The organism is Mycobacteroides salmoniphilum (assembly GCF_004924335.1).
Lineage (GTDB): Bacteria > Actinomycetota > Actinomycetes > Mycobacteriales > Mycobacteriaceae > Mycobacterium > Mycobacterium salmoniphilum.
On the sequence record NZ_CP024633.1, the window covers coordinates 1,876,065 to 1,888,275 of the forward strand.

Sequence of the window (12,211 nt, forward strand, 5' to 3'; positions counted from 1 at the left end):
GGAAGGAGTGCCCGTGACATGGCTCATGCCGGTGCTGCCCCTGGCTGGTGCGGCCGTTCTTCTGCTCGTCGGCCGCCGGGGTGACGGCTGGGGGCATCTCTTGGGTTGCGCGACGGCACTCGCCTCCTTCCTCGTGGCCGTCGTCTCATTCATCGGCATGCTCGGCCGAACCGGTTCCGAACGCGTGGTGCACGAGACGCTTTTCGCCTGGGTTCCGGTCGGGACACTGCACGTCGATTTCGGGTTGACCCTCGATCAGCTGTCCGTGTGCTTCGCACTGCTGATCACCGGGGTGGGTTCGCTGATCCACATCTACTCGATCGGGTACATGGCGCATGACCCTGACAGGCGACGGTTTTTCGGCTACCTGAACCTGTTTCTGGCGGCCATGCTGCTGCTGGTGCTCGCCGACAACTTCCTGGGTTTGTACGTGGGCTGGGAGGGGGTCGGCCTGGCGTCCTACCTGCTGATCGGGTTCTGGTACCAGAAGCCTTCGGCCGCGGCCGCGGCCAAGAAGGCCTTCATCGTCAACCGCGTCGGCGACATGGGGTTGGCCCTGGCCATGATGCTGATGTTCGCGACGTTCGGCTCGGTCGGCTTCGCCGAGGTGCTCGGCTCGGCGGGTGCGGCCGGCGAGAGTCGCAACACCGCAATCGGATTGGCACTGTTGCTGGCGGCGTGCGGAAAGTCGGCGCAGGTGCCGCTGCAGTCCTGGCTTGGCGACGCGATGGAAGGCCCCACCCCGGTGTCGGCCCTTATCCACGCCGCCACCATGGTGACCGCCGGTGTCTATCTGATCACCCGGTCCGGACCGATCTTCGAACGCGCCCCCTACGCACAGGTCGCGGTGGTGAGCGTCGGTGCCGTCACCCTGCTCTTCGGAGCGGTCATCGGCTGCGCCAAGGACGACATCAAGAAGGCCCTTGCCGCCAGCACGATGTCGCAGATCGGCTACATGGTGTTGGCGGCGGGGCTCGGGCCCGCCGGATACGCGGTGGCGATCATGCATCTGCTCACGCACGGGTTCTTCAAGGCCGGGCTCTTCCTCGGCGCCGGTTCGGTCATGCACGGTATGAACGAAGAAACCGATATGCGTCGTTACGGCGGGTTGCGCTCCGTCATGCCGATCACCTTCATCACCTTCGGGCTGGGATACCTTGCCATCATCGGGGTCCCGCCGTTCGCGGGGTTCTACTCGAAGGACAAGATCATCGAGGTTGCCTTCGGACACGGCGGTACCGGTGGGTTTTTGCTCGGGACGGCGGCGCTGCTGGGTGCCGGGATCACGGCGTTCTATATGACTCGGGTCATGCTCCTCACCTTCTTCGGCGCCCGCCGATGGGGACAGGACGCGCATCCGCATGAGTCGCCGTCGGTAATGACCTGGCCGATGATGGTGCTCGCCGTCGGATCGATGGGGGCGGGATTCCTGCTGAGTTTTGGTGGGGCTCTGCAGAACTGGCTGGAGCCGGTCGTGGGTGCGCATCACGGCGAGGTACCCGTTCCTGCCTGGGTGATCAGCGCTGTCACCGTCGCGGTGGTGCTCTGCGGCGTCGGTGTCGCTTACCGGATGTACCGCGCCGACGTGCCTGAAACGGCGCCGCAAGGGTCGGCGCTCACCGTCGCCGCGCGCCGGGATCTTTATGGCGATGCCGTCAACGAGGCGGTGTTCATGCGTCCAGGGCAACGGCTCACCCGGCACCTGGTGCACGCCGACGACCGCTGGGTCGACGGCCTCGTCAACGGTGTGGCCTCCGCACTGGGCGCGGTCTCGGGCTGGGTGCGGCATATGCAGACCGGCCATGTCCGCTCCTACGCGTTATCCATGTGTGCCGGAGCGGCTCTGGTGATCGCGGCGTTGATGGTAGTGAGGTGGTGAGCGCGATGGGTGCGGTGACAGCTCTGTGGCTTATTCCCTTGGTGGGCGCCGGTGCCGTGCTGATCATGCCGAACCATCGGCGGACCCTGGCCAAATACGTGGCGCTGGGCGCCTCGGTGCTGGTCCTGATCGTCGCGATGGCGCTGGCGGTTGCGTTTGATCCCGCAGGTCCGCAGTACCAGTTCGTCGAATCGGTTACCTGGATACCGGCATTCGGGATGAAGTACGCGGTGGGTCTCGACGGAATCGCACTCGCGCTGGTGCTGCTGACAACGGGACTTCTACCGATCCTGTTGCTGGCCGCTTGGAATGACGGCGCAGACGCCCCGGGATACGAGAATCGGCCGGTGGCGCAACGCTATATCGCGCTGATCCTGGTCGTGGAATCGATGGTGTTGCTGTCCTTCTCCGCGCTGGACGTGTTGCTGTTCTACATCTTCTTCGAGGCGATGCTCATCCCGATGTACTTCCTGATCGGCGGATTCGGGAGCACCCACTCCGACACCGGGCAGCGGTCACGCGCGGCGGTGAAGTTCCTGATGTACAACCTGTGTGGCGGCCTGGTCATGTTAGCGGCCGTTATCGGGCTCTACGTGGTTACGGCGCAGGGTCAGACCGGGAGCCAAGGCGGCACCTTCGATCTACGCGATATCACCGAAATGGTCGCTACCGGTGCACTCGGGATCGACCCGGGTGTGGCCAAGGCACTGTTTCTCGGCTTCATGTTTGCGTTCGCGGTGAAGGCCCCGCTCTGGCCGCTCCATACCTGGTTGCCCGATGCCGCGGTGCACGCCACCCCGGCCAGCGCGGTGCTCATGATGGCGATCGTCGACAAGGTGGGAACCTTCGCGATGCTGCGGTACTGCATCCAGTTGTTCCCCGATGCCAGTAGATATTTCACGCCGCTGATCATCACCCTGGCGGTCATCGGCATCGTCTACGGAGCCATCCTCGCGATCGGTCAGACCGACGTGATGCGACTGATCGCCTACACCTCGATATCGCATTTTGGATTCATCATCCTGGGCATCTTCGCGATGACCAGTCAGGGACAATCGGGTTCGACGCTGTACATGGTGAACCACGGCATTTCCACCGCGGCATTGATGTTGGTGGCGGGGTTCCTGGTGTCCCGTAAGGGCTCTCGACTCATCGCGGCCTACGGCGGAGTGCAGAAGGTGGCACCGGTTCTCGCAGGGTCGTTCTTGGTGGCCGGTCTGGCCACACTGTCGCTGCCCGGGCTGGCGCCGTTCATCAGCGAGTTTCTGGTGCTGGTGGGAACATTCACGCGGTACCCGGCGGCCGCAGCGTGCGCGGTCATCGCGTTGGTGCTGGCCGCAATCTACGTGTTGTGGATGTACCAGCGCATGATGACCGGCCCGCTTGCACCCGGAAACGAGAGCATCGGCGATCTGAAACGCCGTGAGCTCGCCGTGGTGGTGCCCTTGGTCACGCTGCTTCTGGTGTTGGGCATCTACCCCAAGCCACTGTTGGACATCGTGAATCCCGCGGTCGAGCAGACACTGCGCACCGTCAACGAGAAGGACCCGCCGCCTGTCGTGGCGGATGTGGCCCTCTGGCATGGCGAAGGTGAGCGACGATGACCGATATCGGGATCCTCCCCGCCCCGTCGATCGCCTACGGCGCGCTCTCTCCCATGCTCATCATGTTCGGGGTCGCGGTGGTGTCGGTACTTGTGGAGGCATTCGTTTCGCGGCGGTACCGGCTCACCACTCAACTGGCGCTGGCCACTGGAGGAATCCTCGGCGCCTTTGTGGCGGTGGTGGCGCTGGGCGGTTCGCGCCACATCGTCATGAACGGTGCGGTGGCGGTAGACGGCCCCGCGCTCTACCTGCAGGGGCTCATCCTGGTGGCATCCGGTCTGGCGTTGGCGGTGATGGCACAACGCAGAACGGTTGCGGCGGTGCCCAGTTCGGTGGGCGCCGGCGGCGGCCTGGATGCCTTCGCCGCGCAGGCATCCAGCGTTCCGGGCGGTGAGCCGGAGCGAGTGCTGAACCGCACCGGTATGACCCAAACGGAGATCTTCCCACTGACATTGTTCGCGATCGCCGGCATGATGCTCTTTCCCGCCTGCAACGATCTGCTGACGATGTTTGTTGCGCTGGAGGTGTTTTCTCTTCCGCTGTACGTGATGTGTGCGCTGGCCCGACGCCGGCGTCTGCTGTCCCAGGAATCGGCGCTCAAGTACTTCCTGCTCGGCGCGTTCTCTTCTGCGTTCTTCCTGTTCGGCTCGGCGTTCGTATACGGATACGCCGGAACCGTCGAACTCGGCGCCGTCGCGCGGGCTGTCCAGGCCGATGCGGGGGAGCGGTCGTTCCTGCTGCTCGGAGTCGCCATGCTGTCGGTGGGTCTGCTGTTCAAGGTCGGGGCGGTTCCCTTCCACTTCTGGGTCCCCGATGTGTATCAAGGGGCACCGACCCCGGTCACCGCATTCATGGCGGCCACTACCAAGATCGCGGCCTTCGGCGCGTTGCTCCGGGTTCTGTATGTCGCGCTGCCTGGGATCACGGCGGACTGGCGACCAGTGCTGTGGGCGGTGGCGATCGCCACCATGCTGATCGGATCCCTCGGTGCCGTGACGCAGACCGACGTCAAACGCATGCTGGCCTATTCGGCCGTCGCGCACACCGGATTTCTCTTGACCGGGGTCGCCGCCGCCAATGAGCGTGGTGTGTCGTCGACGTTGTTCTATTTGGCGGCATACGGTTTCAGCACTGTCGGAGCGTTCGCCATTGCGGGGCTGGTGCGCTCCGGCAACGTAGAGGGCGGCCCGAACGAGGATGAAGAGATCACCGATCTGAATCGATGGGCGGGAATTGGTCGCCGGTCTCCCGTGCTCGGCATTGTCTTCGCATTGTTCCTGCTGGCCTTCGCGGGGATCCCGCTGACGAGTGGATTCGTCAGCAAGTTCGCGGTCTTCGAGGCCGCCGCATCCGGCGGGGCCATGCCGTTGGTGGTGGTGGGTGTGGTGTGCAGCGCCATCGCCGCGTACTTCTACGTGCGGGTGATTGTGCTGATGTTCTTCGCCGATCCGGTGCCGGACTCGGGGGTGCTCCGGATCCCGGGGCCCGCCGTGGCGATATCGATTGGAGTGAGCGCGCTCGTCACCGTTCTCCTGGGCGTGGTGCCCCAGCCGCTGCTCGAACTGGTCGGGAATCTCGTCAACTTCGCCAGGTGAGTCCAGTCACCGATCACCGGTCGTGACTCGCGGTATCCGGTGCCGACACGCCCCGGATCCGCACAGATTGCGGCGTGTCGATGCAGAGCGTGGCCTGGATGTCACCCCTTGTGGCGTGTCCATTTACCGGTGAGTAACCTACGGTACCGTAGGGTGACGGTATCGCAGCTGCGGAAGGACACCAATGGCGATCACGGACATCTCGGCGTTCGCGCATCTCACCAGCGAGGACGTCGAAAATCTGGCCGTCGAGCTCGATGGGCTCCGGCGTGAGATCGAGGAGTCGCGCGGTACGCGTGACGCCCGCTATATCCGGCGCACCATTGGCGCGCAACGTGCGCTCGAATTGACTGGCCGCGCCCTTCTGGCCGCGAGCAAGAAGCGCTCCACATGGTGGGCCGGCACGGTGACGCTGGCCGTTGCCAAGATCATCGAGAACATGGAGATCGGCCACAACGTCATGCACGGCCAATGGGACTGGATGAACGATCCCGAGATTCACTCCTCGACGTGGGAATGGGATATGGCCGGTGCCTCCAAACACTGGCGCTTCACGCACAACGTCGAGCATCACAAATACACCAACATCCTCGATCTGGACGACGACGTGGGCTACGGGATTCTCCGTGTCACGCGCGACGAGCCATGGAAGGTGCGCAACCTCCTGAATCTGCCGCTCAACTTCATCCTCGCGGCGGGATTCGAGTGGGGAATTGCCTTGCAGCACCTGGAATTCCGGAAGATTTGGACAAAGGAAACCCGTGAGGCGACCAAGCTGCGGGTGCGTGAGCTGGTCACGTCTGCGGGCTCACAGGTCTTCAAGGATTACGTCGCATTCCCGGCAATCACCGCGTTGTCGCCGAGGGCGACCTACCGGTCGACGCTGACCGCCACGGCAACCGCCAACCTGATTCGCAACTTCTGGTCCAACGCCGTCATCTTCTGCGGGCATTTTCCGGACGGCGCGGAGAAGTTCTCCGTGACCGATATGGAGAACGAGACGCGCGGTCAGTGGTACTTGCGTCAGCTGCTAGGCAGCGCGAACTTCGACGCGGGGCCGACGATGCGGCTGATGAGTGGCAACCTGTGCCATCAGATCGAGCATCACCTCTACCCGGACCTGCCGAGCAACCGGCTGCACGAGATCTCGGTGCGCGTGCGGGATATCTGCGAGCGCTACGACCTGCCGTACACCACCGGATCGATGCTGTTTCAGTACGCGAAGACCTGGCGTACCATCGCCAAGCTGTCGCTACCGGACCGGTTCCTGCATGCCACCGCGGACAACGCGCCGGAGACTCGTAGTGAGCGCATGTTCGTGGTCCTGGAACCACCTGCCGCCGCGTCGAATACGGTTCCGCGGCGCGGTCTCAAGACGGCCATCGCCATGGTTCGTGAGCGCCGCCGTAGCAAGGTGCCCGTCTAGATTTTGTACGGGCTGGACATGCGCGGTCGGGTTCGCTCTTCGCCTGGTGATCCGCGCGTCGTTGAGTGATCTTGATGATTTCGCCGCGAAGGCGAGCAGAACGCGATATGTAGTGATATGTGACCACGTATCTAGAAGCCCCGACGGTGACCGACGCAAACCGGGGGGATGGCCTGATCTCGAGTCCTATCGAGAAGCCCAGGCGAACATTTACCGGCTTTCTGGGGATGACCCTGGACATCTTTGGTGCCATGCTGCGTCGCCCACCCGCCGTGGGCGAGTTCTTCCGGCAGGTGTGGTCGATAGCCAGAGTGTCGGTGCTGCCGATGTGCATGGTCGGGATACCGCTGGCCGTACTGATCGTGCTCGTCCTCGAGGCCTTGGTGTTCGGCCCGACGGGATTCCCGACGCACGCGGTGTTGGTCGCGGCGGCCACGGGTGCCACAGTGGTCTTCGCTGAGGCCGATTCTTCCCGGATCCAGCAGGAGATCGACGCGATGCGGGGCAGGGGCATGGACGTCACGCACGGGTTCGTTGTTCCCCGTGTCCTGGCTACCGCCGTCGCAGCGGTGCCGCTGGCGTTCATAGCTGTTGGGGCAGCAGGTGTTTACTTCTTCTCGGCCTTCGGAAAGCACACTCCGCTGAGTCTGTTCCTCGGGAACTTGGCGCAGCTGATGAATCCCACCAATGTGCTGATTGTGGCTATCGAGGCGGCGGCCCTCGGGTTTATTGGGGGCCTCATCGCCTGCTACAAAGGTGTTTCCGCGCCCACTGACCGGTCGTGACCAACGCTAGGAGGTCACCGCGTCGTCAGCAGGGTCGCCAGACGGAACGCCGGCGCGACGACGCTGGCGGCGCGTAGTCCGATCTTCTGAAGGCTGCGGCTCCTCATGAGGGGACCCAATCCGGCCAGCTTGGCTCCGGTGTGGGGTTCGATAGTCTCGCCGATCATGCGGCCAATGCCTCGCCATGGAATGGTCACGCGCCACTGATCGTCGAAGTAGTCCCAGTAGGGCAGCGACCGGTTCGTCCCGTCCTGCGGGTAGAAGGCCAAGTCGGGGAAGACGTGAACTGGCGTCCGATACCTACTGCCGCTGATGCGTGCTGCGCGCTAGCGCACTCCGTATCCTGGTGCGGTGGCGACAGTTTTGACGGTGAACGTGGGGGCACTGCGCTCGAACCCCACGGGCGGGCCGATTCCCACCGGGATCGACAAGCGTCCCACCGATTCGGCGGTCGCGGTGCGTGCGCCCGGCGAGGTGGGCGACGGCGCTGGCAGCGGTCTGGGCGGTGACGCCATCGGGGATGACAGTGTGCACGGCGGCGACGACCAAGCCGTGTACGCGTACGCCCGGGAAGATCTTGACTGGTGGCAGGGAGAGTTGGGGCGGGAGCTGGCCAACGGCCAATTCGGGGAGAACCTCACCACCCGGGATATCGACGTGACCGGCGCCAAAATCGGTGAGCAATGGCATGTCGGCACCGATGGTCTGGTGCTGGAGGTCTCGTCACCGCGAATACCGTGCCGGACATTCGCGGCGTGGCTCGACGAGCAGGGGTGGGTCAAAACCTTTACTGTGCAGGCGGTTCCCGGTGCCTATTTGCGGGTGGTTTCGCCCGGAGCGGTACGCCAGGGTGACCGGATCACCATCGGCAACAGTCCAGACCACGATGTCACCGTCGGGCTGGCATTCCGGGCGCTGACCCGTGAACCGGCGTTGCTTCCCCAGCTGCTCGACGTTCCCGAACTGCCCGAGCACATCAAGGAAACGGTCCGGCGCAGGAGCGGCTCGCCGTAATCTAACGCCGCTGGACCAATACGGTCTGTGCGCTGGAGCCGATGTAACCCCGGCGGTCAAAGATCTCCGCGGTCGTCACGCCGACGCCATCGGGTCCAACCGACATGCGGGCGCGCACTCCGAAATCATCACCGTGGGGAATCCGGTGCACGTGCATCACGGTGTCGGTGTTCATGTAGACGAATCGGAGCGGGTTGAGCACCGCGCCGATTCCGTTCGCGGAGTCGATGACCGACGCCAGCCGCTGCCACGGAGTGGTGGGTTCGGTGTCGACAATATGCACGTGTGGCCGCATCCAGGCGACCTGCGGCTCCCCATCGGGTACCGAAAACCACTGAAAATCAACTGATTTCGAGTAGTTCGAGCCCTCGAAACCGAAGGCCGGCGGGGTGGGGCCCTGTGGATAGTCGGGCAGGGGTGGATATCGGTCACTGGCCTTGTCGGCGGTCACCGATGTCGCCAACAACCACGCGCTGGCCCGTGCGACCGCACGGTATCCACCGTTGGCACGCGCCTCCATCTCGGCGACCGCGAGTGCGATCCGGCGGCCCGGCCGTTCGATCCACGCGCGCACGCGCACCGGCTCCAGCGGAACCGGGCCGAGGATGTCCAGCGCGACCCGGCCGATCCGCAGGCTCTCCCGTGGCTCGGGTAGCTCCTCAATGGCCTTGAGTAGCAACGCCATCGGGGGAGAGCCGTGCTGCAGATTCGGCCCCCACCCGCTGGCGGTCAGCGCGGTGGACTCGAACACCTGGAACTCGTCGTCGGCGTCCAGGCGCCGGTAGTAGCAGCCAGTCAGGTCCAACGTCATGCGGCATCTCCCGGGATCGCGGTCGCGGAGGCTTCTGCGTCTTCGATATCCGTTTCGGCGACACCGTAATCGGAAGGCCAGCCCGGGTACGGCGGCGGCGTGCCGCCGAATGCGGGGCACAGCGACTGATGGGCGCACCAGTTGCATAACCGGGACGGATTGGGCCGGAAGTCGCCCGTGGCGCCGAGGTTTTGAATCGTCCGCCAGATCGCCATCAACGTTTTCTCAAACTTGAGCAGCTCCGCCTCGTCCGGTGCGTAGTCGAGGACCTCACCATCGGACAGATACAGCAGTCGCAGCCGCCGCGGCACCACACCGCGGGTGCGATACAGCGCGACGGCGTAAAACTTCATTTGAAACAACGCCTTGGCTTCGAACAGGGCGCGCGGTGCACGTCCGGTCTTGTAATCCACCAGACGCATCGCACCTCCGGGTGCGACATCGATGCGGTCGATGAAACCGCGCAGCATCGTGCCGTCGGACAGCTCGACCTCGACGCGCTCCTCGCAACTATCGGGATCGAATCCGGTGGGATCTTCGAGTCGGTAGTAGCCCGACAGTAGGTCTCTGGCTTCGTCGAGAAACCCTGGAAGGCGCTCGTCCTCGACCACCGCGGCGAGCTCGGGGTTCGATTCCACGAGGCGTTCCCACGCGGGCTCCACCAATCCGGCGGCGGTGGCGTACTCGCGTTCGGCGGCGGGCCGGGCGTAGAGATCTTCCAGAGCAGCGTGCACGAGACTGCCCCGCGCCTGCGCGGTTGAGGGCGGCTCGGGGAGCCGGTCGATCGCGCGGAACCGGTACAGCAGGGGGCACTGTTTGAAGTCGCTGGCACGGGAAGGAGACAGCGCGGGCCGGCGCGCCGGCCGGTTCTGCGTGGTCTCCTTCATGGTTGGCAGCCTAGGCATCGTGTCCGACAGGTGCTGACGCCACGCCGCGCACAAAACCGGTCGACGTCATTCAACACATGTCACAAGTCGTCCCCAAAATATCCGTACTCAAAGTAACGTCAATTTCTCATTGGTCATGGGTAGTGGCACCCCGCCCGAGAGGAATACGCAGTGACGACGGCAAAGCATCGAAGCCCGCTGGAGAGTCCGCAGGTACAGGACACGGCCCTGGCCGGAGCGGGTCAGGCCGAGCGGTGGACCGCAGCGGCGGATGGGCCCAGTCGGTACTCCCGGGTGTCGTTTACCCCCAATGTCTCGATACCGCTGTCCGACGGCGCTGTGCTCAAGGCCCAGGTGTTCCGGCCGGCCAATGCGGACGGGACTCCGGTGAGCGACCCGGTGCCGGTGCTTTTCAACCTCACCCCCTACAACAAATCCGTGACTCATCTGGCGGCCTGGCTGCTGCGGGGACTGCGCCGGTTCGGCGTGACCGTGCCTGCCGCGCCGCCGAAGAACCCGCGTCTCGTCGAGCTCGCCGAGCTGGCGCGCGCCATTCCGGGCGGTGGCCTGACGACGTTCGGGGTGAACGACTCGCTGATCCGCAGCGGGTACGCCCAGGTGGTGGTGGACGTTCGCGGTACCGGCGCCTCCACCGGTGATTGGGGCATGCTCAACGATGTCGAACAGCGCGACACCGCCGAGGTGGTGGCCTGGGCGCTGGCGCAGCCCTGGTGCGACGGGTCGGTCGGGATGTACGGCATCTCCTACTGTTCGATCAACGCCCTGCAGGCTGCCGGTAACCGGGTACCGGGCCTCGGCGCGGTGTTCGCGGTCGAGCCGGTCAGCGACATCTCCCGCGACCTCATGAAAACCGGTGGGGCACAGACATTCTTCCTGCCCATCTGGATGCTTGCCGTCGCGTTGGGAAAGTGGTTGCCGTCGCCGTCGGATGTGACCCGTGGTGGCATCGGGCTGGGCTGGTTGGTAGGGCGGTTGCGTGCACCGCTGAATCGCGTGGTGCGGTACATCTTCGAGGGATTGCGCGGCAAGGGCGCGCTGATCGACAACGACGAATACTTCCAGCAGGTCAGTCCCCGGTTCGAGGATATCGAGATCCCGACGTTCGTCTACGGGGCGTGGGACGACATCTTTGGTCCGGCCGCACTGCGTATCCATCGCCGAACAACGTTGTCGGTGGGCAGCTTTCAGGTTGTCATCAACGAGGGGTACCACGGCTCTCCGGGTTCGCAGCTCGGTCGTCAGGGCGGACCGCCTCGGCTGGATGTCTTGCAGCGCGCATGGTTTGACAAGTGGCTCAAGGGTATTGACAACGGAATGGAGGCCTACGGCCCGCTCACCTTGCAGCAGCAAAATGGCGGCTGGCACACCCTGGACGCCTATCCACGACCCGAGGCAAGGCCGCAACGCTTCTACCTGGATGCCGAACCCTCGGGTGTGGGGGCCGGTTCGACGTTCGACGGGTCGTTGGCGGGTGCCGTACCGCTCAATAGGACCGAGCACTTGCTGCGCCGCCGGATGGGGCTGCTGAAATCGCCCACCACCTCCCGGTTGACGGCCGGTATCACCGCCGCGTTGGGCACGTCCGGACTCAAGGACTCGCGCTACTTCGAACGCGGTGCACTCACGTTCACCAGCGGCGTTGCCGCGGAGCCGTGGGTGATCTCGGGGCCGCTCAACCTTCATCTGTGTACCAAAGCGATGGGAGCGGAGGCATTCTGGGTCGTCTCGGTGACCGATGTGGCGCCGGATGGCTTTTCGCGGATGCTGGCCGAAGGAGCGCTGCTGGCATCGCGTCGCGGCGTGGACGAGGACAAGAGTCTGCGGACCGTAGATGGTGACTATCTCTCGCCCTGGCACCCCACCGGCACGGGGTGCAAGCTCCCGGTGCAGCCCGGAGTACCGATCACGCTCGACATCGATCTCACGGAAGTAGATGCGGTGATCGCGGCCGGGCACCGGCTGCGGGTCGTCGTCTCGGCCGCCAGCCTGCCGAGGTACATACCGTCCATTCCGGAGCTGTGGGCGAGCCGCCACGGTCAGGCCCTGATTCTGGACCCCGAGCAGCCGAGTTACCTGGTGGCACCCGTGGTTGTGGGTGTCGGCACCGGGGCTGCCTAGTCCTCGTCAGTTCACCAATTTTTCAGCCACTTTTTCTGTAACTTACGGTACCGTAGGTTGGAGATGTTGGT

The 12,211-nt window shown here is 64.5% G+C and carries 9 protein-coding genes and 1 pseudogene; 7 read left to right on the forward strand and 3 right to left on the reverse strand.

Going from position 1 to position 12,211, the window contains the following annotated elements; all coding sequences use genetic code 11:
• Nucleotides 1-13 precede the first annotated feature (13 nt).
• From nuoL to DSM43276_RS09345, 5 genes are all read left to right on the forward strand, one after another.
• Nucleotides 14-1,879 carry an NADH-quinone oxidoreductase subunit L gene (gene nuoL / locus DSM43276_RS09325; RefSeq protein WP_109556034.1) on the forward strand — a complete coding sequence of 622 codons (1,866 nt, stop codon included), beginning with the start codon at nucleotides 14-16 and terminating at the stop codon, nucleotides 1,877-1,879.
• A 5-nt stretch (nucleotides 1,880-1,884) separates the two neighbouring features.
• On the forward strand, nucleotides 1,885-3,483 hold the full coding sequence (locus tag DSM43276_RS09330; protein WP_078329192.1) for an NADH-quinone oxidoreductase subunit M: 1,599 nt from the start codon (nucleotides 1,885-1,887) through the stop codon (nucleotides 3,481-3,483).
• Nucleotides 3,480-5,078, forward strand: a complete 1,599-nt coding sequence (gene nuoN, locus DSM43276_RS09335; RefSeq protein WP_078329134.1) for an NADH-quinone oxidoreductase subunit NuoN — start codon at nucleotides 3,480-3,482, stop codon at nucleotides 5,076-5,078. Before DSM43276_RS09330 ends, nuoN begins: the two co-directional genes overlap by 4 nt.
• Nucleotides 5,079-5,262: 184 nt before the next feature.
• Entirely contained in the window at nucleotides 5,263-6,504 is a 1,242-nt protein-coding gene (locus DSM43276_RS09340; RefSeq protein ID WP_078329133.1) for a fatty acid desaturase family protein, read from the forward strand.
• A gap of 119 nt (nucleotides 6,505-6,623) precedes the next feature.
• Nucleotides 6,624-7,289 carry an ABC transporter permease gene (locus tag DSM43276_RS09345; RefSeq protein ID WP_078329132.1) on the forward strand — a complete coding sequence of 222 codons (666 nt, stop codon included), beginning with the start codon at nucleotides 6,624-6,626 and terminating at the stop codon, nucleotides 7,287-7,289.
• A 14-nt stretch (nucleotides 7,290-7,303) separates the two neighbouring features.
• Here DSM43276_RS09345 and DSM43276_RS09350 read toward each other — a convergent pair.
• Nucleotides 7,304-7,570 (reverse strand): annotated as a pseudogene (locus DSM43276_RS09350) (nuclear transport factor 2 family protein); the annotation flags it as partial.
• A gap of 70 nt (nucleotides 7,571-7,640) precedes the next feature.
• Between DSM43276_RS09350 and DSM43276_RS09355 the strand changes: the two are divergent.
• Nucleotides 7,641-8,303, forward strand: coding sequence for an MOSC domain-containing protein (locus tag DSM43276_RS09355; protein WP_109556027.1), 663 nt, complete (start codon nucleotides 7,641-7,643; stop codon nucleotides 8,301-8,303).
• 1 nt (nucleotide 8,304) lies between these two features.
• Here the strand turns inward: DSM43276_RS09355 and DSM43276_RS09360 are convergent, their stop codons facing one another.
• Nucleotides 8,305-9,114 carry a thioesterase family protein gene (locus tag DSM43276_RS09360; RefSeq protein WP_078329131.1) on the reverse strand — a complete coding sequence of 270 codons (810 nt, stop codon included), beginning with the start codon at nucleotides 9,112-9,114 and terminating at the stop codon, nucleotides 8,305-8,307.
• On the reverse strand, nucleotides 9,111-10,001 hold the full coding sequence (locus DSM43276_RS09365; RefSeq protein WP_078329130.1) for a RecB family exonuclease: 891 nt from the start codon (nucleotides 9,999-10,001) through the stop codon (nucleotides 9,111-9,113). The genes DSM43276_RS09360 and DSM43276_RS09365 overlap by 4 nt, the downstream gene beginning before the upstream one ends.
• A 171-nt stretch (nucleotides 10,002-10,172) precedes the next feature.
• On the opposite strand from DSM43276_RS09365, the gene DSM43276_RS09370 reads away from it, so the two are divergent.
• Nucleotides 10,173-12,140 (forward strand): CocE/NonD family hydrolase, encoded by a 1,968-nt coding sequence (locus DSM43276_RS09370; RefSeq protein ID WP_078329129.1) that lies wholly within the window; start codon nucleotides 10,173-10,175, stop codon nucleotides 12,138-12,140.
• Nucleotides 12,141-12,211 lie beyond the last annotated feature (71 nt).

Coding starts and splice junctions, on each gene's coding strand:
- DSM43276_RS09340 (WP_078329133.1), top strand. CDS start 5,263: ATGGCGATCACGGACATCTCGGCGTTCGCGCATCTCACCAGCGAGGAC.
- nuoN (WP_078329134.1), top strand. CDS start 3,480: ATGACCGATATCGGGATCCTCCCCGCCCCGTCGATCGCCTACGGCGCG.
- DSM43276_RS09365 (WP_078329130.1), bottom strand. CDS start 10,001: ATGAAGGAGACCACGCAGAACCGGCCGGCGCGCCGGCCCGCGCTGTCT.
- DSM43276_RS09360 (WP_078329131.1), bottom strand. CDS start 9,114: ATGACGTTGGACCTGACTGGCTGCTACTACCGGCGCCTGGACGCCGAC.
- DSM43276_RS09330 (WP_078329192.1), top strand. CDS start 1,885: ATGGGTGCGGTGACAGCTCTGTGGCTTATTCCCTTGGTGGGCGCCGGT.